The organism is Microbispora sp. NBRC 16548 (genome assembly GCF_030268985.1).
In the GTDB taxonomy this organism is placed as follows: Bacteria; Actinomycetota; Actinomycetes; order Streptosporangiales; family Streptosporangiaceae; genus Microbispora; species Microbispora catharanthi.
On record NZ_BSSF01000005.1, the window covers coordinates 483,827 to 505,411 of the forward strand.

General features: G+C 71.2%; 18 protein-coding genes. 5 read left to right on the plus strand and 13 right to left on the minus strand.

What is annotated here, in order from left to right; genetic code table 11:
* Positions 1-23: 23 nt before the first annotated feature.
* From QSK36_RS16525 to QSK36_RS16535, 3 genes are read right to left on the minus strand one after another with little or no spacing between them, the layout of a single operon-like run.
* The gene (locus QSK36_RS16525; protein WP_285782996.1) at positions 24-1,415 is read right to left on the minus strand and encodes a purine-cytosine permease family protein; all 1,392 of its coding nucleotides are present in this window, start codon (positions 1,413-1,415) and stop codon (positions 24-26) included.
* Positions 1,412-2,368: an isopenicillin N synthase family dioxygenase gene (locus tag QSK36_RS16530; protein ID WP_285782997.1), complete on the minus strand. Its 957-nt coding sequence runs from the start codon at positions 2,366-2,368 to the stop codon at positions 1,412-1,414. Before QSK36_RS16530 ends, QSK36_RS16525 begins: the two co-directional genes overlap by 4 nt.
* Positions 2,365-2,814, minus strand: a complete 450-nt coding sequence (locus QSK36_RS16535) for a nucleoside deaminase (RefSeq protein WP_285782998.1) — start codon at positions 2,812-2,814, stop codon at positions 2,365-2,367. The genes QSK36_RS16530 and QSK36_RS16535 overlap by 4 nt, the downstream gene beginning before the upstream one ends.
* Positions 2,815-2,908: 94 nt before the next feature.
* Here QSK36_RS16535 and QSK36_RS16540 point away from each other — a divergent pair, with 94 nt between their 5' ends.
* Positions 2,909-4,423: a PucR family transcriptional regulator gene (locus tag QSK36_RS16540; protein ID WP_285782999.1), complete on the plus strand. Its 1,515-nt coding sequence runs from the start codon at positions 2,909-2,911 to the stop codon at positions 4,421-4,423.
* A gap of 692 nt (positions 4,424-5,115) precedes the next feature.
* Here the strand turns inward: QSK36_RS16540 and QSK36_RS16545 are convergent.
* A complete protein-coding gene (locus QSK36_RS16545; protein ID WP_183538789.1) occupies positions 5,116-7,650 on the minus strand; it encodes a DNA translocase FtsK in 2,535 nt (844 codons plus the stop codon).
* 10 nt (positions 7,651-7,660) lie between these two features.
* Positions 7,661-8,710 (minus strand): helix-turn-helix transcriptional regulator, encoded by a 1,050-nt coding sequence (locus tag QSK36_RS16550; protein WP_285783000.1) that lies wholly within the window; start codon positions 8,708-8,710, stop codon positions 7,661-7,663.
* A 29-nt stretch (positions 8,711-8,739) separates the two neighbouring features.
* Between QSK36_RS16550 and QSK36_RS16555 the strand changes: the two genes are divergently transcribed.
* On the plus strand, positions 8,740-9,615 hold the full coding sequence (locus QSK36_RS16555; protein ID WP_285783001.1) for an NmrA/HSCARG family protein: 876 nt from the start codon (positions 8,740-8,742) through the stop codon (positions 9,613-9,615).
* A 38-nt stretch (positions 9,616-9,653) separates the two neighbouring features.
* Here QSK36_RS16555 and QSK36_RS16560 read toward each other — a convergent pair whose 3' ends face one another.
* The 5 genes from QSK36_RS16560 to QSK36_RS16580 form a co-directional block, all read right to left on the minus strand.
* Positions 9,654-10,427, minus strand: coding sequence for an IclR family transcriptional regulator (locus tag QSK36_RS16560; RefSeq protein WP_139576111.1), 774 nt, complete (start codon positions 10,425-10,427; stop codon positions 9,654-9,656).
* A gap of 31 nt (positions 10,428-10,458) precedes the next feature.
* Entirely contained in the window at positions 10,459-11,622 is a 1,164-nt protein-coding gene (locus QSK36_RS16565; protein ID WP_285783002.1) for an enolase C-terminal domain-like protein, read from the minus strand.
* Between the two features lie 95 nt (positions 11,623-11,717).
* Positions 11,718-13,007, minus strand: a complete 1,290-nt coding sequence (locus tag QSK36_RS16570; RefSeq protein WP_285783003.1) for an ABC transporter substrate-binding protein — start codon at positions 13,005-13,007, stop codon at positions 11,718-11,720.
* 49 nt (positions 13,008-13,056) lie between these two features.
* Entirely contained in the window at positions 13,057-13,935 is an 879-nt protein-coding gene (locus tag QSK36_RS16575) for a carbohydrate ABC transporter permease (protein WP_139576108.1), read from the minus strand.
* Positions 13,936-13,954: 19 nt separating this feature from the next.
* Positions 13,955-14,812, minus strand: coding sequence for a carbohydrate ABC transporter permease (locus QSK36_RS16580; RefSeq protein ID WP_285783094.1), 858 nt, complete (start codon positions 14,810-14,812; stop codon positions 13,955-13,957).
* A 274-nt stretch (positions 14,813-15,086) separates the two neighbouring features.
* Between QSK36_RS16580 and QSK36_RS16585 the strand changes: the two genes are divergently transcribed.
* Together QSK36_RS16585 and QSK36_RS16590 are read left to right on the plus strand one after the other, a co-directional pair.
* Positions 15,087-16,004, plus strand: a complete 918-nt coding sequence (locus tag QSK36_RS16585) for a 5-dehydro-4-deoxyglucarate dehydratase (RefSeq protein WP_285783004.1) — start codon at positions 15,087-15,089, stop codon at positions 16,002-16,004.
* 57 nt (positions 16,005-16,061) lie between these two features.
* Complete coding sequence (locus QSK36_RS16590; RefSeq protein WP_285783005.1) at positions 16,062-17,363, plus strand: pectate lyase family protein; 1,302 nt, start codon at positions 16,062-16,064, stop codon at positions 17,361-17,363.
* A 49-nt stretch (positions 17,364-17,412) separates the two neighbouring features.
* Here QSK36_RS16590 and QSK36_RS16595 read toward each other — a convergent pair whose 3' ends face one another.
* The 3 genes from QSK36_RS16595 to QSK36_RS16605 form a co-directional block, all read right to left on the minus strand.
* Positions 17,413-17,841, minus strand: coding sequence for an ester cyclase (locus tag QSK36_RS16595; RefSeq protein ID WP_183538775.1), 429 nt, complete (start codon positions 17,839-17,841; stop codon positions 17,413-17,415).
* Positions 17,842-17,976: 135 nt separating this feature from the next.
* Complete coding sequence (locus tag QSK36_RS16600) at positions 17,977-19,380, minus strand: aldehyde dehydrogenase (NADP(+)) (RefSeq protein ID WP_285783006.1); 1,404 nt, start codon at positions 19,378-19,380, stop codon at positions 17,977-17,979.
* A 13-nt stretch (positions 19,381-19,393) separates the two neighbouring features.
* Positions 19,394-20,197 (minus strand): NAD-dependent epimerase/dehydratase family protein, encoded by an 804-nt coding sequence (locus QSK36_RS16605; protein WP_142558453.1) that lies wholly within the window; start codon positions 20,195-20,197, stop codon positions 19,394-19,396.
* Positions 20,198-20,674: 477 nt separating this feature from the next.
* On the opposite strand from QSK36_RS16605, the gene QSK36_RS16610 reads away from it, so the two are divergent.
* On the plus strand, positions 20,675-21,577 hold the full coding sequence (locus QSK36_RS16610) for a 5-dehydro-4-deoxyglucarate dehydratase (protein WP_285783007.1): 903 nt from the start codon (positions 20,675-20,677) through the stop codon (positions 21,575-21,577).
* Positions 21,578-21,585 lie beyond the last annotated feature (8 nt).

The following is a 21,585-nucleotide window of genomic DNA, read 5'->3' on the forward strand; positions in this document are numbered from 1 at the left end:
CGGGGAGCGGCCGCGGGGCCCGTTCAGCCGCGCCGCAGGGGCTTCAGCGCGAGATAGAGCCCGGCGGAGATGAAAAACCCGGCCTCGAACGCGATGTCCCCCACCTGGGGCACGCTCCGCGGCACCAGGCCGACGTACTGCTCCTGATTGGAGAACAGCCAGACCGACAGGACGACCCCCGCCACCATCGCGACAGGCCCGGCCCAGTTGGCGTGCCGCCGGTCGAACATGAGCGGTTCGAGCGCGCGGACGTCCTGGCCGCGCCGCAGCAGCATGTCCGTCAGCACCACGCCCAGCCAGGGGCCGATCCAGTACGCGATGACCAGCAGGAACGCCTCATACTTGTGCCCGGCGTCCTCCAGGCCCGACAGCGCCACCGCGAAGCCGATCACGCCGCAGGCCAGCGCGACGATGGCCCGCCGCATCGTCAGCGGCAGCCGTACGCCGAGGGCGAGCAGCGACATCGCGCCCGAGTAGACGTTGAGCGCGTTGGCCGACACGGCCCCGAGGGCGATCGCGAGCAGCGTCAGGTTCGCCACGAGCGCGGGCAGGTGGCCGGTGAACGCCGAGGTGGGCTGCCCGAGGGCGTCGCCGCCCCCGATCGTCACGGACGCCGCGCCGACGACCTCCAGCAGCACGCACGACACGAACACGCCGAGGCCCGCCGACAGGCCGGTGGCCCGCCTGCTCGCGTCCTGCGGCAGGTACCGCGTGTAGTCGGCGGCGTACGGGTTCCAGCCGGCCGCGTAGCCGAACGTGGCGCCCACGGTCAGCAGGAAGCCGCCCAGCCCTCCCCCGCTGCCCACGTAGCCCGGCTGGGCCTTCGACAGGATGATCACGGAGGTGACCGCGAAGATCACCGCGAGGACCGGGAACGCGTACTTCTCGAAGGCCTGCACGAGGTTGTGGCCGAAGAAACCGAGCGCCACCATGACCGCGACGACGATCAGCAGGCAGGCCCAGCCCGGCAGACCGGTCAGCGTGTTCAGCGCGAGCGCGCCGCTCACGCTGTTGACCGCGAACCAGCCGATTCCGGCGGCGACGGAGTTGAACGCCGAAGGGATGACGTTGCCCCAATAGCCGAACGGCAGCCTGCCGAGCACCATCTGCGGCAGCCCCGCGCTCACGCCCCTGGCCGACAGCACGCCGTGGGTGAGGGCCCCGAGGCCGCTGCCCACGACGACGGCGAGCACGGCCTGCCAGAAGCCGAGCCCGAACGCCGCCACGGCGAGGACCCCGAGGAAGATCGTGGCGAACTCCAGGTTCGGCGAGGTCCACGTCCAGAAGAGCTGCCGGGGCCTGCCGTGGCGCTCGGAGAGGGGGATGAACTCGATGCCGCCCGGCTCGATCGCGGCGACCTTGTCGCCGTACCGGCCCTCGCGTACGGCGACTTCGGGGGGTTCCAGAACTGTCATACGGTGATCGCCCTCAGCTTCTCGAGGAGGTAGTCGGACGCGCGGACGGGCTCGTAGGAGACCCGGCCGATCGGGGGGCCGAGCGACTCCACCTCGGCCAGGGGGTTGCACTCGTAGAAGTAGATGAGCGAGATCAGCTCCTCGTCCGGCACCGACGGGTCGGGCGGGAGCACCCGGTGCCGCGTGGAGCGCCAGCGGTCGCCCGTCCAGCGGGCCAGCAGATCGCCGATGTTGATCGTGAACGAGTCCGGCACGAACGGCGCGTCGATCCACTCGCCGTCGAGCGTGTAGACCTGCAGGCCGCCGACGCCCCGCTGCCGGTCGAGCACGGTCACGGTGCCGAAGTCGGTGTGCGGCCCGATCCGGAACTGCCCCGGCTCCGGCTCGCCCACCTGGGACAGCGGCGGGTAGCGGTTGATGTTCATCGTGTACGACGGGTGGTCGGCCCGGGAGGCGAAGAAGTCCTCCTCGATTCCCAGAGCGGCCGCGCAGACCACCAGGAGTTCGCCGGCCAGCGAGCGCATCTCCGCCAAGTAGCGGGTGAGCAGCATCTGGAGTTCGGGCACCTCGGACGGCCAGACGTTGGCGAGGAACCAGTCGGCGTCGATCTCCGGGACGCCGATCGGCTGGTCGGCGCCCACGGCGAAGGTCTCCTTGAGGTCGGGCGGGGTGGGCGTGCCCTCGGCGTAGCCGTTGGCCTCGACGCCCGGCGGCAGCCAGCCCCGCTCTCCCACGATGGCCGCGTACCGCTGCTTCGCCTCGGCGGGCAGGGCGAAGAACCGCCGGGCCGCGGCGCGCACGTCCTCGCGCAGCGCGGCCGGCACGCCGTGCCCGGTGACCAGCAGGAAGCCGATCTCGCGCAGCGCGGCGTCGACCTGGGCGGCCACCCGCGCCCGGTCGTCCGCCTCACCGGAGAACCAGGGAGTCAGGTCGACGACGGGAACCGAATTCATGCCTCATCTCCGATGTCCTCGTTCCAGACGGCGGGGTTGGCCGTGATGAAGGCCGTCATGAGCCCGGCGCACTCGGGGTCGTCGAGCACGACGACCTCCACCCCGGCCTCGGCGAGCCACTCGTGCGCGCCCATGAACGTGCGACACTCGCCGACCACCAGCCGCGGAATGCGGAACTGCCGGATCAGGCCGCTGCAGTACCAGCAGGGCGACAGGGTGCTCACCATGGTGGTCCCGCGGTAGGAGGGCTGGCGGCCCGCGTCGCGGAAGGCGGCGGTCTCCCCGTGCACCGAGGGGTCGCCGTCCTGGACCCGGCGGTTTCGCCCGCGCCCCAGCAGGCGGTCGTCCGGGCCGAACAGGGCCGCGCCGACCGGCACGCCGCCTTCGGCGAACCCCTTCCTTGCCTCTTCCAGGGCCACGCTGAGCATGGCTGCGTCGCTCGTCATGCGCTCACTATCCCTCCACGCCGGGCCTTCGGGAACGGACGAAACGTCCGTACTATGACGACCCTTAACGGACGATCCGTATAGGGGTGCACCGATGCCTCTGACCCTGCGCGAGCTGCTGTCCTTCGAGGTGCTGCGGGAGGCCCGGCCGGAGGTCCTCGCCGGGGAGGGTGCGCTCGACCGGGTGGTCCGATGGGTGCACTCCAGCGAGATCTACGAGATCGGCCCCCTGCTCACCGGCGGCGAGCTGTTGCTGACGACCGGGCTCGGCCTGGCCGGCACCGACGCGGGGGCGCGGAGGCACTACCTGCGGGAGATCGCCGCCAGGGGCGTGGCCGGGGTCGCCCTCGAACTCGGCCGCACGTTCCCCGAGACGCCGCCCGAGCTGGTGGAGGAGGCCCGCAGGCAGGAGCTGCCCTTCATCACCCTGCACGCGGTCGTCCCGTTCATCCGGATCACCGAGCACGTCAACACGCTGATCGTCGACTACGCGAGCCGGCGGCTGCGGGTGGGCGACTCAGCCACTCGCGCCCTCAACGAGGCGCTCATCGCCGGCGCCGGGGTCGCCGGGGTACTGGCGACCGGAGCCGAGGTGGTGGGGGCACCGCTGATGCTGCTGTCCGCCGGCGGCGCGCTGGTCGCCGCCCACGGCGTGGGCAGCGACCGGGACGCCTGGCGCGCGGCTGAGCGTGCGGTCTGCGAGTCACCGGTCACACTCCACGGTCACCCCTGGGGGCGGCTGGTGGCCGGCCCCGGTTCGGCGCTGCCCGCCGACGACCTGGCGATCGCGCTGGAGCGGACGGCCGTCGCCCTCGCCCTCGCCATGCTCAGGACGGGCAGTCCGCCGAGCGAGCGCGACCGCCAGGCGTCCGCGCTGCTGCGGGACCTCATCGAGGGCACGGCCGAGGCCGACCCCGGCGTACGGGCGGTCATGGCGGGCCTGCCCACCGGGCCCGGCCACCTGCTGGTGGGCGTGGCCGTGGACGCCCTGGAGACGGCGGCCGCGCTCGCCGTGCTCGACCGGGCCGCGCACATCCTGCACACGACCGCCCTGCGGGGGCGGGTGAGCCGCCTGGTGCTCGGCGCCCTCGCGGTGCCGGTGGCCGTGGCGGACGCCGCCGGCGCGGCCGCCCAGGCGCTGGAGGAGGCGCTGCGGCGGCTGCACACCCCCCAGCTCAGAGTCGCCGTGGGGCACGCCGCGACCGGCCTGGCCGAGCTGGGCGGTTCGCTGCGGGACGCGCGGGCCGCGCTCGGGCTGCGGCGGGGCGCCCGGCTCGTCACCACCCGCGCGCTCGCCCTCGAACTGGAGCTCACCCGCCACGCCGACGCCCGGCACGCCGCCGAGCTCGTACGGCGGACCATCGGCCCGCTGGTGGACTGGGACACGGCCCACCGGACCGACCTCGTCGGCACGCTGGAGGTCTTCCTGCTGCACGGCTGCAGCGCGACCCGGGCGGCCGCCGCGCTGCACCTCGGGCGGCAGACGTTCTACCAGCGGCTGCAGCGCATCGAGACGCTGCTGGGCCACCCGGTGACCGACCCCGGCGCGCACGCGGCCCTGCTGCTCGCCACCGCCGCCCACCGGGTCGCCGGCGCTGATGTCAGGTGATCCAGCCCGTGCAGACGTCGGGGCCCCAGGCGCTGCCCAGCCACTTCTTTCGTCTCGCAATTCGGACCCCAGCGCAGTTCGAGCACGCCTCCGTCGTACGGCGTCTGGGTGGCGGTTACCGCGCCGCCGTCGCATCCGCCGCCGTTTTGAGTGCTGAAGGACAGCCTCGCGTCGAGACGGTCGTACGAATACTGGTAACAGCCGGTACGGGTGGCGGTGGTGTCGGCGGTGAACTTCTCCCACGGACCGATCGCGTCGGCCCGGGCCCGCAGTTCACCGAAGCGGTCGCCGGTGTTCAGAATCTCGACGGAGACGTACTTGCCGGCGGCGCGACGTGTTGGATGCGCCAGACGTCACCGCGGCCGCGGGTTGCGCATTGGACACGGCGGTGGCGGTCAGGCCGGCGACCGCGACGAGCAGGAGCGCGAGCCAGCCGGCGACGGCCCTCATGGGCCTCCTGAGGCTCATGCGTTGGAAGACGTCGTCCGGGGGGCCGACCAATGGAAAGGGAGAACCACGCATCGCACAGCCTTTCGACGCGCAGCGGACCCCGATCACGGGGGCGTCGCCGCAGGGACATGGCCGGGGAAGCGTACGATCCACGGCTGCGCGTTCCGGACCAGCAGAACGTGCACCCGTGCGCCGCCGAGGCGCGCCGGTTGGTCCCTGAAGGGCCTGGCGAGGCCCGGCGACTACTCGCCGCCGCGCAACTCGGCGAGCAGGCCGGGCAGTTCGTCGGGCTTGACCAGCACCTCGCGGGCCTTGGACCCCTCGCTCGGGCCGACCACGTTCCGGCTCTCCAGCAGGTCCATCAGCCGCCCGGCCTTGGCGAAGCCCACGCGCAGCTTGCGCTGGAGCATGGACGTCGAGCCGAACTGGGTCGACACGATCAGCTCGGCGGCCTGGATCAGCAGGTCGAGGTCGTCGCCGATCTCCTCGTCGATCTCCCGCTTCGCGGCGGCGGGCGCGGCGACGTCCTCCCGATACTCGGCCTGCATCTGGGCCTTGCAATGGGCGACGACCTCCGCGATCTCCTTCTCGGAGATGAACGCGTTCTGCAGCCGCATCGGCTTGCTCGCGCCCATGGGCAGGAACAGCGCGTCGCCCTGCCCGACGAGCTTCTCGGCTCCCGGCTGGTCGAGGATGACCCGCGAGTCGGCGAGCGAGGAGGTGGCGAACGCCAGCCGCGAGGGCACGTTGGCCTTGATCAGGCCGGTGACGACGTCCACGGACGGCCGCTGGGTGGCGATGACCAGGTGGATGCCGGCGGCCCGGGCGAGCTGCGTGATGCGGACGATCGAGTCCTCCACGTCGCGCGGCGCGACCATCATCAGGTCGGCCAGCTCGTCCACGATCACCAGCAGGTACGGGTACGGCTGGTAGACGCGCTCGCTGCCCGGCGGCGGCACCAGCTTGCCCGCGCGCACGGCCTTGTTGAAGTCGTCCACGTGCCGGAAGCCGCTGGCCGCCAGGTCGTCGTACCGCCGGTCCATCTCGCCCACCACCCATTCCAGGGCCTCCGCGGCCTTCTTCGGGTTGGTGATGATGGGCGTGATGAGGTGCGGGATGCCCTCGTACGCGCTGAGCTCGACCCGCTTGGGGTCGACCAGCACCATGCGGACCTCGTCGGGCGTGGCCCGCAGGAGGACCGAGGAGATCAGCCCGTTGATGCAGGTCGACTTGCCCGCGCCGGTGGCGCCCGCGATGAGGATGTGCGGCATCTTGGCCAGGTTGGCCACGATGGTGCGGCCCTCGACGTCCTTGCCGAGCCCGACGATCATAGGGTGGTGGTCGGCCTGGGCCACCTGCGAGCGCAGCACGTCGCCGAGCGACACGAGGTCCTTGTCGACGTTGGGGATCTCCACGCCGATGGCCGACTTGCCGGGGATGGGAGACAGGATCCGGACGTCCGCGGACTTGACGGCGTAGGCGATGTTCCTGGTGAGCGCGGTGACCTTCTCGACCTTGACGGCCGGGCCGAGCTCGATCTCATACCTGGTCACCGTCGGGCCCCGGGTGAAGCCGACGACCTGCGCGTCGATGGAGAACTGCTCCAGCACGCTGGTCAGCGCGTTCACGACCGTCCGGTTGCCCTTGGTCTCCTGCTTGGGCGCGCTGCCCGGCCGCAGCAGCGTGAGGTCCGGCAGCGTGTACGGCCCCTCCTGGCTGGACAGGACGAGCTGCTCCACCTTGCGCGGCGCGGGGGTCGGCAGCGGAGGCTGAGGCGCCGGCTTGGGTATCTCCGGCTCGGTCGGCTCGGCCGACTCCACTACGTCGTCCACGAGGCCGGGGACGATCTCCGGCGAGTGGTCCTTCTCCGACAGCACGGGCGTGTCGTACGGCTTGACGCCATCGCCGCCCTCGGCGTCGCGCCCGCCGCCCGGCTGCTTGCGGGTGCGCTTCTTGGCCGGCGCGGGGGCCTTACGGGGCTCCCCGGTCTCCTCCGGCCGCTGGAAGAGCATGTGCTGGATCTCGGCGAGACGCTCGGGGATGCGGTGGACCGGAGTGGCTGTGATCACCAGCAGGCCGAAGCCGGACAGCATCACCAGCAGCGGGATCGTGATGAACGCCGGCAGGATGCTCGACGGCGGAGCCGAGACGATGAAGCCGATCATGCCGCCCGCCGCCGACACGTTGCCCATGCCGTCGTTGGGCCCGCCTGAGGGGTACGGCGTGCCGTGGGCGACGTGCACGATCCCGAGGATCCCGGCCAGCAGCGCGGTCCAGCCGATGCCCATCCTGCCGGTCTCGGCGTTCTGGTCGGGGTGGCGCAGCAGCCGCCAGGCGAGCAGCGCGAGCAGCACGGGCACCGCCCAGGCGAGCGATCCCACCGTCCCGCGCACCACGGTGTCGACGAACTCGGCGAATCCCGTCTTGGTGTCCCGCCAGGTCAGGGCGGCGAGCACGATGGCGGCCGCGAGCACCGACAGCCCCTGCCCGTCGCGGCGGTGCACGGGGTCGAGGTCGCGCGCTCCCTGCCCGAGTGCCCGCGCCGCCGCGCCCACGCCGTTCGCCACCAGCATCCACATGCCGATGAAGAGCTTGCCGATCACGAGGAAGAACCAGCTGATCGGGTCCTGTCCGGTGGCGACCGGCCGCTTGGGCGCGGGCCTGGGCGCCGCCCTGCCTCGGGAACCCGCCGGGGATCGCTTCGGGGAAGCCGTACGGGATCCGGAGCGCGACGCGGGGCGCTTGCCGGACCCCTGTCCGGACGTACGGGTGGCCATGATGCCGAAGTTACCCCGGATGCGGGCGATTACCGGGGCGGCGCGCCGGGAGGCCGCCCTTTGGAGCGCCGCCCTTTGGAGCGCCGCCCTTTGGGGCGCTGCCCTTCGGAGCACTGTCCTTTGGGGCGCCGCCGAAGTCCCGCCGTCCATCGAGAAGCGAGCTCACCCGCCTGCGGCCGTCCTCGCCCGCCGGCACTTGCAGCACCAGCAGGAGATCGGGGTGCTCCGCCGGACGCAGCTGGAACACCTCGAGGTCCAGCCGCCCGATCTCGGGGTGGTCGATCGTGACCGTCGCGGGCCTGAAGCGGCGGACCGGGTAGTCCGCCCACCACTCCCGGAACTCCGGGCTGACCTCACTCAGCTCCGCCACCAGCGCCGTGAAGGCGGGGTCACCCGGCCGGCGTCCCATCGCGGCGCGGAACTGGCTGATCACGGCGCGGGCGGCGGGTTCCCAGTGGACCATCCGGGCGCGGTTGCCGGCGTCGGTGAACATCATCCACAGCAGGTTCCGCCTGCCCGGCGGGAGCGTCAGCGGATCGTGGCGGAGCAGGGCGTAGGGGGTGTTCCAGGCCAGATAGTCGAAGCGCGCGTCGTACACGGAGGCGGCGTTCGGGGCGGCGGCGTCCACCAGGCGCCGCAGCCGGTCCCGTGGCCGCTCCCCCTCGCCGGACGGCGTGTCCGGCGGGGCCAGGCCGGCCAGGTCGCGCAGGTGGCGGTGTTCGTCGGGATCGAGCAGCAGCGCGCGGGCCAGCGCGTCGATCACCTGCGCCGACGCCGAGATGTCCCGTCCCTGTTCCAGGTAGGTGTACCAGGTGACACCGACACCCGAGAGCTCGGCGATCTCCTCGCGGCGCAGGCCGGGGGTGCGGCGCAGGGCCGGCTCGCCTTCCGGCAGGCCGACGTCGGCCGGACGCAGGCGGGCCCGCCGGGCGCGGAGGAACGCGCCGAGCTCGGCCCTGCGGTCCGACGCCCTGGCGCGGCGGCCGGACGCGTGACTGGCAGCACGAGTGCCAGGACCGCCGGACGCCCTCTCGTTATCGTGACGTCCATGATCCTTCACACCGCGAGTGTGCCACGGAGGTAGGCGCCATGAGCGATCCCGTACTGGTGGTCGGCGCCACGGGGCGGCAGGGCGGCGCCGCCGCGCGGCAACTGCTCGCCCGGGGCCGGAGCGTGCGCGCCCTGGTGCGCGACCCGGGCCGTTCCGCCGCGAAGACCTTGGAAGAGTCGGGGGCGGAACTCGTCGTGGGCGACCTCGACGACGAGGCGTCGCTGCGCCACGCGATGCGGGGCGTGGACGGGGTCTTCCTCGCGCTGACCATGATGCAGGGCCCGAGGATCACCGTCGAGGGCGCCGCCGCCGAGGAGCGGCGGGGCCTGACGGTGGCCCGGCTGGCCGCGGAGATCGGCACGGGACACCTGGTGTACAGCTCGGTCCCCGGCGCGGACGCCCCTTCCGGAATCCCCCACTTCGAGAGCAAGGCACGGATCGAGCGCGAGATCCACGCCCTCGGGCTCCCGGCGACGATCCTGCGCCCGGTCTCCTTCATGGAGAACTTCGCCACCTACAGCCGGCCGGTCCTGGAGGACGGCACGCTGGTCGTGCGGCTCCCCGCGCAGCCCGGCAAGCCGATGCAGCTGATCGGCGTCGAGGACATCGGGGTGTTCGCCGCCCTCGCCTTCGAGCGCCCCGGCCGGTTCCTCGGCCACACCGTCGACCTGGGCGCCGACGAGCTCACCCCATCCGAGATCGCCGAAACGTTCGGCCGGGTGTGCGGCCTGCCGGCCCGCTTCGAACGGACGCCGATCGAGCGGGTGCGCGCGTTCGACGAGTGGGTGGCCCGGATGTACGAGTTCTTCGACCAGCAACCGTCCGCACAGGTCGATCTGCGGGCCCTGCGATCCGAGCACCCGGGCCTGATGACCTTGGAGACGTGGCTGCGCGCCACCGGCTGGAGAGCGTGAGGCGCAGGACACGGCTCCGCCGCCGGGGGCGGAGCCGGTCAGTAGGCGCGGCGCTGCCGCATGGCGGAGCGCTCGATACGCTCGCGCGCCTCCAGGAGGCAGGAGGCAATCTCCTTCTCCCGCTCGGGCGTGAGGCGCGGGATCGGCACCGAGCAGCTGATGGCGTCGCGCGGCGGGTCGCTGATGTGCAGCGCGACGCCGAAGCAGCGCAGTCCCTCGGTGTTCTCCTCACGGTCCACCGCGTAGCCCTGCTTGCGCACCCGGTGCAGGTCGACCAGCAGCTCCTCGGCGTCCACGATCGTGTGGGCCGTCAGCGAGGGCAGCTCGGCGGGCAGCATGGCGCGCACCTCGCCGTCGTCCCTGCTCGCCAGGATCGCCTTGCCGAGCGACGTGGTGCTCGCCGGCAGGCGGCGGCCCACCCGTGAGAACGGCCGCAGGTAGTGCCGCGAGGCGCGCGTGGCGAGGTACACGATGTCGAAGTGGTCGAGACGGGCGAGGTGCACCGTCTCGCCGGTGACCTCGGCCAGCCAGTCCAGTGCGTCGTGCGCGAGCTGGACCACCGGGTCGCCGTCGATGTACGTCGCCCCGACCAGCAGAGCCCGCATGCCGATCCGGTAGAGCGTGCCGGTGACGTCGGTCTCGATCCAGCCGAGGTCGACCAGCGTGCGCAGCAGGGCGTGCAGGCTGCTCTTGGGGTAGCCCAGCTTGCCCTGTAGGTCGGTGAGGCTGTGCAGTCCGGGATACTGCGCGAAGAAGTCGAGCAGCTCGACCGTCCGGAGTGCCGACTTCACGTGCGGCACGGGTTCCGCCATGTGTAACCTCCCTGACCCGCCTGTCCGCCTCCTATTGTGAGCCGGTTCCCCAGGAGGTGACCGTCCGGGAGGCGATGTAGTCCATATCCAGATCATCCCCCAGTCCGGGAGTGTCCGGCATCCGCACCTTTCCGTCGGCGAGCGGGTCGACGATCGACCGCAGGTGCGGGGCGGGCGTGTCGTAGTCCGAGTGCGGGTGCAGCAGCCCCCGCTCGTACCACTGTCCGCACAGCGTGGCGCCGATCACGGCGAGGGCGCCGGAGCCGTTGCCGTGGATCTCGCAGTCCATGCCGAACGACTCGGCCAGGTGGACCGCCTTGATCGCCGGGATGATCCCGCCGGAGCCGACCACGCCGACCCTGAGGATGTCACAGGCCCCCGCGGCCACCCACTCCGCCCGCGCCATGTGCTTGCCCCAGGAGGTCTCCGGCCCGAGGATCGGCGTCCTGAGCTGGTCGGCGAGCCATCGGTACGACTGCACCGAGGCCTCCTCCATGGGCTCCTCGTACCACGCGAAGTTCAGCTCGTCGAGGGCCCTGCCGAGGGCCAGGGCCTCGGAGCGGGAGTACCAGTGGTTGCTGTCGAGCATGAGCGCGACGTCCGGGCCGACCGCCTCCCGGACCGCGGCGCACGCCTCGATGTCGCGGTCCACGCCGTACGGCATGGGCGGCATCCAGGTGTGCAGCTTGATCCCGCGATAGCCGCGGGAGACGAGTTCCTTGGCGAAGGCGGCGTAGTCCTCGGGGGTGGCCAGGCCGCCGGGGATGTCGTCGCCGCACATCGTGCTCGCGTAGGCGGGCACCTCGGAGCGGGCGCCGCCGAGGAGCTTCCAGACCGGCAGGCCGAGCTTGCGCCCGGCGAGGTCCCACAGGGCCTGGTCGGCCGCGCTGAGCGCCCGGTCGGACAGGTTGCCCTGGGCGCCCCGCTGCCGGCGGGCGACGCGGTGCCACAGCCGCTCCCGGTCGAGGCTGTCCTGACCGATCAGCGCCGGCCCGATGTGGCTCGTGATCACCGCCTCCCTGACGGTGTCCGGCGCCGCCAGGCAGTATCCGGTCGTGCCGTCGCTGTCGGTGATGGCCAGCAGCGCCTCCCGCACCTCCCGTGGCGGGCCGGGATGCCGGTGGCCGTGCCCGTCGACCACGGACCTGGTGACCGTGGTGAAGACCGTGACGATGACGCGTTCGACGACCGCCATGGACTCTTCCCTTCTCTTTCGGTGCTGGAGGGGCCCGGAGGGCCGGTGCGCGGTCAGGGACGCACCGGCCCGGTCCCGGGACGCGGCGGCGGTTGTCAGCCGCCGGTCGCCTTCTTCCATTCGGCCTGGGCGTCGGTCAGCTTCTGCGCCAGGGTGTCGAGGAACTCCTGGGGCTTCATCTGGCCGAGCAGCACCTTCTGGAAGAGGGGCTCGGTGTCGGCCTTCGTGATGGAGGAGAACTGGGGCAGGTAGTAGGGCGGCGACACGACCTGGGTGTTCGGGTCGTTCAGCGTGTCGACGGCCGTCTTCAGGTGCTCCAGGCCCTGCAGCCAGGAGTCGCCCTGCGCCTCGGTGTTGGCCGGGATCTGGCCCGTCTGCTGGTTCCAGTAGCTGTTGCTGTCATGGGAGACCAGGAACTCCACGAACTTCCAGGCGGCGTCCTTGTGCTCGCTGCTCTTGAACACCGCGAAGCCGTCCACGGGGTTGGCGACGACGGTCCGCTTGCCGCCGGGACCGGTCGGCAGCGCGAAGGCGCCGATCTTGTCCTTGCCGTGCGCCTTGACGTGGTCGTTGTAGGAGCCCAGGTTGTGGTGCATCATCGCGATCTTCCCGGTGCCGAACGCGGCGACCATCTTCGGGAAGTCGTTGGTGACGTCGGCCTCGGGGGTGTCCTTCTTGTACAGCCCGGCCATCTTGGTGAGGAACTCGACGTTCTTCGGGTCGTTGACCGTGCTCTTGCCGGACGCGTCGAAGAACTCGCTCACGCCGGAGTAGGAGTACATCTCGGCCAGGACCTGGAAGATCGAGCCGGCGCCGCCGCGGATGGTGTAGCCGTACTCGTCGGGCTTCTTGGTCAGGTCGTCGGCGTCCTTGAAGAACTCGTCCCAGGTGTTCGGCGCCTGCTGGAGCTTGTCCTTCAAGTACCAGACCACGTCCATGTTGGAGGTGTTGGGCACCAGGTAGAGCTTGCCGTCGGGCACGGTCTTGCGGACCGAGTCGAGCATCGGCGTGGCCAGCTTGCCGTTCACCGAGCTCTTGGCCAGCCACTCGTCCGCCGGCTCCAGCGCCTGCTGGCCGGTCAGGTTGGCCAGGTACGACGTGGTGACGCCGCCGACGTCGGGGGTGTCCCCGCCCGCGATGGCGGTGTCGTACTTCTGCTGGACGGAGGCGATGGGGACGCCGACGTACTCGACGTGGATCGAGGGGTTGGCCGCCTCGAACCGCTTGATCAGCTCCTGGTAGATCGGGGTGCGGGCGCCCCCGTTGTTGTCCCAGAACGTGATGGTCGTCTTGCCGGAGCCCTCGCCGGAACCCGAGTCCGACCCACATCCGGTAGCGGTGACGGCGAGAACGGCGAGCGCCGCCCAGGCCACTTTGATCTTCATGGTTCCTCCTGCTTACGACAGGCTGGTCTCTTCAATGGTTGGGGGGTTGCTATCCCTTGACCGCGCCGGCGCTGATGCCGTGCACGAGATAGCGCTGGACCACTGCGAACACGCAGACCACCGGCAGGGCGGCGACGACGCCCCCGGCCGCGAGAGCCCCGAAGTCGGCGCTGTACTCCCCGATCGTGTAGCTGAGCCCGACGGGGATCGTGAAGCTGTCCTGCTTGCTGACGAACATCAGCGCGAACAGGAAGTTGTTCCACGTGTGGATGAAGGCGAACGACCCCACGGCGATCAGGCCGGGCCGCAGCTGCGGCAGCACGATGGCGAGGAAGCCGCGGAACCGGGTGCAGCCGTCGACCATCGCGGCCTCCTCGACCGTGAACGGCACGGCCGAGATGAACCCGCTCATCAGAATGATCGACAGGGGCAGGTTGAAGACGGTGTCGGCGACGACGAGGCTGGCCAGATTGTTGATCAGGCCGAGCGTCTTGAAGATCGAAAACAGCGGGATCAACATCATCGCGCCGGGGATGAACTGGGTGCACAGCAGCACGACCATGAACAGGCCCCGGCCGCGGAACCGGTAGCGCGACAGCGCGTAGCCGCCCATGACCGCGATGACCGTGGTGAACAGCAGCGACCAGACCCCGACGATCACGCTGTTCCTGAAGAACACCGCGTAGCCGATGTCGTTCCAGACGGTCTCGAAGTGCTCGAACGTGATCGGCCAGGGCACCGGGTCGGTCGATCCGGCCGGCCGCAGGGCGAACACGAGCATCCAGTAGAACGGCACGAGGGTGAAGACCAGGTACATCCCGAGGGGGACGTAGAGCCGCAGCACGCGGCCGGGATCGCGCCTCTTCCGTCGGCGGGTCCCCGCGGGCACCGCTCGGGTGCGCGGGCGGGTCATCACGTCGGCGCTCATTGCGAAACCCCTCGCCTCTTCATCGTTCCTCGCCGAACCGGCTGAGCCGGAGGTAGAGGATGGAGCAGAACAGCAGGATCACGAAGCCCGCCATCGTGAGCGCCGAGCCGTACCCGAAGTCCTTGGAGTCGACGGCCCGCTGCGCGACGTACAGCGGTAGCGTGGTCGTGACCTGCGCCGGGCCGCCGCCGGTGAGCGTGTAGAGCAGGTCGACGTTGTTGAACTCCCAGACCCCGCGCAGCAGCGTGGCCAGCACGATCGCGTCCCGCAGGTGCGGCAGCGTGACGTGGAGGAAGCGCCTGATCCGCCCGGCGCCGTCCACCGCCGCCGCCTCGTAGAGCTCGCCCGGAATGCCCTGCAGGCCGGCGAGCAGGAGGATCGCGAAGAACGGCACGCCGCGCCACAGCTCGGTCACCACCACGGCCGGGAAGACCGTGTCGGGGTTGCCGAGGACCGCCGCCTCGGGCTGCCCGAGGAAGCGCAGCACCCCGGTGCTCGGCGTGTAGAGCAGGATCCAAATGCCCGTCGTCAGCACCCCGGAGACGGCCCAGGGGGAGAAGACGAGCGACCGGGCGAGCCCCCTGCCGGTGAAACTTTCATTGACGATCAGCGCCAGGGCCAGCCCGAGGATCAGCTGAAGGCCGATCTCGACGACCACCCATTTGGCGGTGAAGCCCAGGCTGTGCCAGAAGACCTCGTCCTCGAACAGCATCTGCCGGAAATTGTCGAGACCGGCGAAGCCGTCCGCCCATGGCCGGGTGAGGTTGCGGTGCTGCAGGCTGTAGTACGCGACGCTGGCGATCGGGTAGACGAGAAACGCGGCGATGAGCGCGACCGTCGGTGAGATCAGCAGGTACGGCACGGCCCTGCGGCGCATCGTCGTCACCGGCGCATCTCCTCTGTGACTTTTTCCCGAACCATGTTCAAGACATATTCCTGAACGTAGTTCACAAACGTGGACGGATCAACGGTGATGTTCGGGCCTCGGTCCTGTCAAGAACCCGTGTCCTATTCGAAACATTCACCCTCTTGAGGCGCACGTCTTGACCGCGCGCCGCCGCGCGCCGTACGGTCCCGGTGTTCATGAATATGAATCAGGTTCAGATGGATGTCAGATGAATGACAGCTCAGAAGGATGACGGAGGAAGCCGGTGACATTCGACGGCCTGCTGTTCTTCCCGGTCACGCCCTGCGACGAGGAGGAGCGGCTCGACCTCGAGGTGTTCCGGCGGCACGTGCGGCAGGGCGTCGAGGCGGGGTGCGGCGCGGTGTTCGCCTGCTGCGGCACCGGTGAGTTCCCCTCGCTCAGCCTGCGCGACTACACCGCCTGCGTGGCCGCGGCGGTCGAGGAGGCGGCCGGCCGCGTCCCGGTGGTCGCCGGGACCGGCTACGGCACCGCGATGGCCCTGGAGTTCGCCAGGGCGGCAGCGGACGGCGGGGCCTCGGCCCTGCTCGCGCTGCCGCCGTACCTCGTGCAGGCGGGTCAGGACGGCCTGCGCCGCCACTACGAGGCGATCGCGGACGGCAGCCGGCTGCCGATCATCCTCTACCAGCGGGACAACGCCGTCTTCGAGCCGGAGACGGTCGCGGCGCTCGCGGAGCACCCGGGCGTCATCGGGCTCAAGGACGGCTACGGCGACCTCGGCCTCATGCGCCGGATCATCGAGGCCGCCCCGCCCGGAATGCTCTATTTCAACGGCCTGCCGACGGCGGAGCTGTCCCAGCTCGGTTACCGGGACCTCGGGGTGGTCCGCTACTCCTCCGCCGTCTTCTGTTTCCTCCCCGACCTCGCGCTCGCCTGCTACCGGGCGCTGCGGGACGGCCGCGACGACGTCGCGAACCGTCTGATCGAGGGCTTCTACCGTCCCCTGGTCGACCTCCGCAGCGAGGGCCCGGGGTACGCCGTCTCGCTCATCAAGGCGGGTGTGCGCCTGCGTGGTCTGGACGTGGGACCCGTCCGCCGGCCGCTGTCCGATCCCAGCCCCGAGCACCTCGACAGGCTCGCCGCGCTGATCGACCGCGGTCTCGCCCTTCTCGAAGAACTGGAGCGGTCGCCCAACCCGGCCTGAGCGCCGGCGACACGTACGGACTCGTCTCGGGGGAGCGACCGCGGAACGGAGACAGTCATGCCCGGAAGATCCTTACTCCTGTCGACCGCCCTCGCGATCACGGCCGCCGTCCCCGTGCTGGGAGCGGGCCCCGCCGGGGCGGCCACGCCGCCGGCCGGGAAGCCGGCCGATCTCGGGCGGCAGACGCTGCCCGCGGGCGACGGCTGGGCCTCGGCCGGCACCGGCACCACCGGCGGCGCGGCGGCCCCCGCGTCGAACGTCCACGTCGTCACCGACCGCGCGGGCCTGGCCGCGGCGCTCGCCTCCCCCGGCCCCCGCATCATCTACGTCAAGGGCGTCATCGACGTCGACAAGACCTGCGCGGACTTCGCCACCGGCGGCTACACGCTGGCCGGTTACCTCGCGGCGTACGACCCGGCGGTGTGGGGCCGCGACACCGAGCCGTCCGGGCCGATGGAGGACGCGCGGGCGGCCTCCGCCGCGGCGCAGACGAAGTACATCAAGCTCAAGGTGCCGTCCGGCACCACGATCGTGGGCCTGCCGGGAGCGACCATCCGGCACATCAACCTGCACGTGGACAAGGCGGACAACGTCATCATCCGCAACATCCGGTTCGAGGACGCGGCCGACTGCTTCCCCCAGTGGGACCCCACCGACGGCGCCGAGGGCAACTGGAACTCCCTCTACGACAACATCTCGGTCACCGGCTCGACCCACGTCTGGATCGACCACAACTCGTTCACCGACGCGGACAACCCCGACTCGAACCAGCCGGTCTACTTCGGCCGGCCCTACCAGGTGCACGACGGGCAGGCGGACATCACCAGCGCGTCCGACTTCGTGACCGTGTCGTGGAACAAGTTCTCCGACCACGACAAGACGATGCTGATCGGCTCGACCAACAACCCCGCCAACGACCGGGGCAAGCTCAGCGTCACCGTGCACCACAACGAGTTCTCCGGCAACCTCCAGCGGCTGCCCCGCGTGCGGTTCGGCAAGGTGCACGTCTACAACAACTACTACCAGGTGCCCGACGCCGAGCCCTTCGAGTACGCGCTGGGCGTGGGCGTGGAGTCCCAGATCTACGCCGAGAACAACTACTTCCGGCTGAGCCGGAGCGTGGACCCGGCCGACCTGCTCTACAACTGGGGCGGCACGGCGCTGACGGCCAAGGGCAACCTGCTGCGGGTCGGCGGCAAGGAGCAGCCCATCGACCTGATCGCCGCCTACAACGCGAAGAACGACCCCGACCTCGGCGCCGACGCGGGCTGGACGCCGACCCTGCACACGGGGGTCGACCCCGCCGAGACCGTGCGCAGGGAGGTCTCCCGGCACGCCGGGGCCGGCGAGATCCACTGACGGCCGGCGGCGCGCGGCCCCTGGGGGTGCGGAGGGGCCGCGCGCACCCTCATGTCGCCGGGCCGAGGCGGGACAGCGGCAGCCCGAGCTGGAGATACAGCTCCAGTTGGTCGTAGAAGACCTGCTGGTTGACGATCAGGTCGTCCTGCACGATGAAGAACCAGCAGCAGCGCACGCTGACGTACCGCCCGGTGCTCTGGAGCACGTCGCCCGTGGTGAGCGGGAACGGCCCGGTGTGCCTGCCGGTCCCCACCGCGGTGACCGCCGTGGCCTCGCCGTCCACGACCTTCTGCAACACCGTGACGTGCACGTCGGGGAACGCCTGCCAGGTCCCGGTGTGATAGGACGCCACCTCCGAGCGTCCCTCCGCCGGGCCGCCCGGCCCCACCGCGACGGGCTTGGAGCAGTAGCACCCCATGAGCGCGTCCAGATCGTGGGCGTTGTACGCGCCGAAATACCGGCCCACCACGTCGACCACCGCGAGACCCCCGATTCCCGCATCCGGAAGTCCAGGCTATCGAGACGCGGTTTTCGTCCTCCTCGTCCGGGTCCGAGCATGGAGGCGCCGCTCCCCCAGAAGGGAGAGCGGCGCGGAAACGCGCGCGGCGGGGCGTCAGACGCGCAGGCGGCCGTCCACACGTTGCGGCACACCAAGGGGGTTGTCGTCGCGCAGCTCCGGCGGCAGCAGGTCCGCCGGCCAGTCCTGGTACGCCACGGGGGTCGTCCAGCGCCTGATCGAGGCCGCGCCGACGGAGGTGTGCGCCGGGGCCGTGGAGGCGGGCCAGGGGCCGCCGTGGTGCATCGCCCAGCAGACGGCGACACCGGTGGGCCAGCCGTTCCAGATGAGCCGCCCGGCCAGCCGGTTCAGCACCGGCACGAGGTCGCGGGCCTCCTCCGGGCCGGCCGCGTGGACGGTCGCGGTCAGCGACCCGGGCAGCCGGCGCAGCACGGCGGGCAGGTCGGCGGGGTCGCGATAGCGGACGACGATCGCCGACGGGCCGAAGCACTCCTCCCCCAGCTCGGGCAGCCCGTCCGCGAACACCTCCAGGCCGGCGGCGAAGACCTGCGGCGTGATGCCGTCCACCGCGCTCCCACCGGCCAGCACGGTGAGCCGCTCGGCCAGCCGGCCGGACGCCCGCAGGTAGCCCTCGCGGATCTTGTCGGTCAGCATGGGCCCGCCGCTGGTGGCGGCGACCGCCTCGGCGACGGCCTGCTCGAACCCTCCCTCAGCCGGGACGAACACCAGGCCGGGGTTGGTGCAGAACTGTCCCACGCCCAGCGTCAGCGAGGCCGCGAACCCGGAGGCCACCTCGGCGGGGTCGGCCGAGGGCAGCACGACGACCGGATTGACGCTGCCCAGCTCGCCGTAGAACGGGATGGGGTCGGGCCGCTCGTCGATCAGCTTCTGGATGGCCTTCCCGCCCGCGAGCGAGCCGGTGAAGCCGACCGCCGTGACGAGCGGGTGCTTCACCAGCGGGGCCCCCGCCTCGAACCCGTGCACGAGCCCGAGCAGGTCGGGGTCCGGCAGGGCCTGCCGTACGACGGAGGCGGTCAGGTCGGAGGTGCGGGGATGCCCCTCGTGGGCCTTGACCACGACCGGGCAGCCGGCCGCGAGCGCCGACACCGTGTCGCCGCCCGCCACCGAGAACGCGAAGGGGAAGTTGCTGGCCGCGAAGACGGCCACGACGCCGAGCGGGTGGTTCATCCGGCGCACGTCGGGACACGGCGGAGTGGCGCCGGGGTCGGGGTGGTCGATCACCGCCTCGACCCAGCCGCCGTCCCGCAGGACGTCGGCGAACAGCCGGAACTGCGCGGCCGTACGGGCGATCTCGCCGCGCAGCCGCGCCTCCGGCAGCCGGGTCTCCTCCGCGGCGGCCGGCCACAGCTCCTCGGCGTGCTTGAGCAGGGCGTCGGAGACGCCTTCGAGCACGGTGGCACGCTCGGCCGGGGGCGTCGCCCGCCATGCCTCGCCCGCCGCGGCGGCCCGCTCGACCGCCGCCTGGACGGAATCGTTCACCTGACCCGTCACCTCATCCCCCCGCCGTAAGGTTCTCGACATCGTAGCGGGGACCGCAGAACGCCCCGCCGACCAGCGAATGCGGCAGCTCGCCGAGATCGGGCTCGCCGTGCTCGGCGATGAGCTTCTCGGCGTAGGCCTCCGAGTCGTCCTTGGGCTCGTAGCCGATGGCCCGGCCCTCCTCCAGCGACCACCAGCGGCGCGTGTTGGCCGACACGCCCCACACCACGTGGAAGCCGTCGGCCGCCAGCGACGCCTCGGCCAGCCGGGCGCAGTCGTCCGGGGACAGCCAGGTCGACAGCATGCGCACGTCCCTGGGCTGCTCGAAACACGAGCCGATGCGCAGGCACGTCACCTGCATGCCGTAACGGTCGTGGTAGAGCGAGCCGAGCGCCTCCTTGGTCACCTTGCTCACGCCGTAGAAGGTGTCGGGGCGCGGGAACAGGTAGTCGGGGGCCTCGCCCGCGCTGCGCGGGAAGAACCCGACCGCGTGGTTGCTGCTGGCCAGCACGACGTGGCGCACTCCGGCCCGCCTCGCGGCCTCCAGCACCACATAGGTGCCGTGGATGTTGACCTGCAGGATGTCCGCCCACGGCTGTTCGAGGCTGTGGCCGCCCAGGTGCAGCACCGCGTCCACGCCGTCCATCGCCGCGTCCATCGCCTCGGGGTCGGTGATGTCGGCGGTCACCGCCTCCTCGCCCGGCCCCGCCTCAAGCGGGACGACGTCGAGCAGGCGCAGCACGCGCCCCTCCCTGGCCAGCCGGGGTCGCAGCAGGGTGCCGACGCCGCCCGCCGCGCCGGTCATGAGAATTCGCATGTGTCTCCTGTCGGATCGGCCCTGCAATAGAGCGCGGCGCTCCGTGATCGTCCGCGCGACGTGCGGACCGTGTCAATGCCGAACGCCGCCAGTCTCCCAGTATCTCCCAACTGTTCACAAGCACGGGCACAATTCACATATCTGACCCACGATCTCTTCTTGACGCAACTGTTGTCAATTTCTACGGTCTTGCTAGCAACTGAACACAATTGCGGAGCCGATTCAGAAACGTGAACAGGTCGAGTACGCGAACTGGAGGCGGGCGCATGCCGCGTCGTCTACCCGGTCGGCGTCATCCACTCGGCCGGGTACGCACGACCGCTCACGCTCCCGGCCTTCCGGCGGCAGTTCATGCGCGGGCTGACCAGCGGCGCGGTCAAGGCTGACCAGGTTGACTTTCGTCGGATCACCCGGCTAGCTTCGTGGACATATTGAAGAACTTTGTCCATATATATGGACACCCAAGGGAGTGGGCGGATGCAGCTCGACGGCGTTCTCTTCTTTCCGGTCACACCGTTCGGCCCGGACGGTGAGCTGGCCGAGGACGTGCTGGCCAAGCACGTGACCCGAGGCGTGACCGAGGGCGCGGGCGGGGTGTTCGCTGCCTGCGGCACGGGCGAGTTCAACGCGCTGGGCATCGACGAGTACGCGCGGGTGGTGCGGATCGCCGTCGAGTCGGCGGGTGGGCGGGTTCCCGTCCTGTCCGGCGCCGGAGGCTCGCTCCCGTTCGCCCGCGAGTGCGCGCGCAGGGCCGCCGACGCGGGCGCGGACGGTCTGCTGCTGCTGCCGCCCTACCTGGTCAGCGCGCCCGCCGACGGGCTGGTGCGCTACGTCCGCGAGGTCGCGGCGGCCACGGACCTGCCGATCATCGTCTACCAGCGGGCCAACGCCCGCTTCACGGCCGCCGCCGCGGCGGCGCTGACCGGGATCCCCAACGTCGTCGGGTTCAAGGACGGCCTCGGTGACATCGACGCGATGCAGCGGATCATCCTCGCCGTACGGGAGGCGACCGACCGCGACTTCACCTTCTTCAACGGGCTGCCGACGGCCGAGATGACCGTGCCCGCCTATCGGGGGATCGGCGTGAGCCTGTACTCCTCCGCCGTGTTCTGCTTCCTCCCGGAGGTGGCGCTGGCCTTCCACAAGGCCGTGACCGCCGGGGACGACGACCTCGTGCGGCGCCTGCTCGCCGGGTTCTACCGCCCCCTGGTCGAGCTGCGCGACCTGGTGCCCGGCTACGCCGTCTCGCTCGTCAAGGCGGGCGTCGCCCTGCGCGGCCTCGACGTGGGCCAAGTGCGGCCGCCGCTGGTCGACGCGGCCCCCGAGCACGTCGCCCGGCTGGAGAAGCTGATCGCGACCGGACTGGACATCGTCGGATGAGGAGCCGG

Excerpts from the sequence above, each read along its gene's own strand:
- QSK36_RS16540 (WP_285782999.1), top strand. The coding sequence starts at position 2,909 with ATGCCTCTGACCCTGCGCGAGCTGCTGTCCTTCGAGGTGCTGCGGGAG.
- QSK36_RS16590 (WP_285783005.1), top strand. The coding sequence starts at position 16,062 with ATGCCCGGAAGATCCTTACTCCTGTCGACCGCCCTCGCGATCACGGCC.
- QSK36_RS16610 (WP_285783007.1), top strand. The coding sequence starts at position 20,675 with ATGCAGCTCGACGGCGTTCTCTTCTTTCCGGTCACACCGTTCGGCCCG.
- QSK36_RS16570 (WP_285783003.1), bottom strand. The coding sequence starts at position 13,007 with ATGAAGATCAAAGTGGCCTGGGCGGCGCTCGCCGTTCTCGCCGTCACC.
- QSK36_RS16535 (WP_285782998.1), bottom strand. The coding sequence starts at position 2,814 with ATGACGAGCGACGCAGCCATGCTCAGCGTGGCCCTGGAAGAGGCAAGG.
- QSK36_RS16545 (WP_183538789.1), bottom strand. The coding sequence starts at position 7,650 with ATGGCCACCCGTACGTCCGGACAGGGGTCCGGCAAGCGCCCCGCGTCG.
- QSK36_RS16580 (WP_285783094.1), bottom strand. The coding sequence starts at position 14,812 with ATGCGCCGCAGGGCCGTGCCGTACCTGCTGATCTCACCGACGGTCGCG.
- QSK36_RS16530 (WP_285782997.1), bottom strand. The coding sequence starts at position 2,368 with ATGAATTCGGTTCCCGTCGTCGACCTGACTCCCTGGTTCTCCGGTGAG.
- QSK36_RS16525 (WP_285782996.1), bottom strand. The coding sequence starts at position 1,415 with ATGACAGTTCTGGAACCCCCCGAAGTCGCCGTACGCGAGGGCCGGTAC.
- QSK36_RS16555 (WP_285783001.1), top strand. The coding sequence starts at position 8,740 with ATGAGCGATCCCGTACTGGTGGTCGGCGCCACGGGGCGGCAGGGCGGC.
- QSK36_RS16575 (WP_139576108.1), bottom strand. The coding sequence starts at position 13,935 with ATGAGCGCCGACGTGATGACCCGCCCGCGCACCCGAGCGGTGCCCGCG.
- QSK36_RS16605 (WP_142558453.1), bottom strand. The coding sequence starts at position 20,197 with ATGCGAATTCTCATGACCGGCGCGGCGGGCGGCGTCGGCACCCTGCTG.
- QSK36_RS16565 (WP_285783002.1), bottom strand. The coding sequence starts at position 11,622 with ATGGCGGTCGTCGAACGCGTCATCGTCACGGTCTTCACCACGGTCACC.
- QSK36_RS16560 (WP_139576111.1), bottom strand. The coding sequence starts at position 10,427 with ATGGCGGAACCCGTGCCGCACGTGAAGTCGGCACTCCGGACGGTCGAG.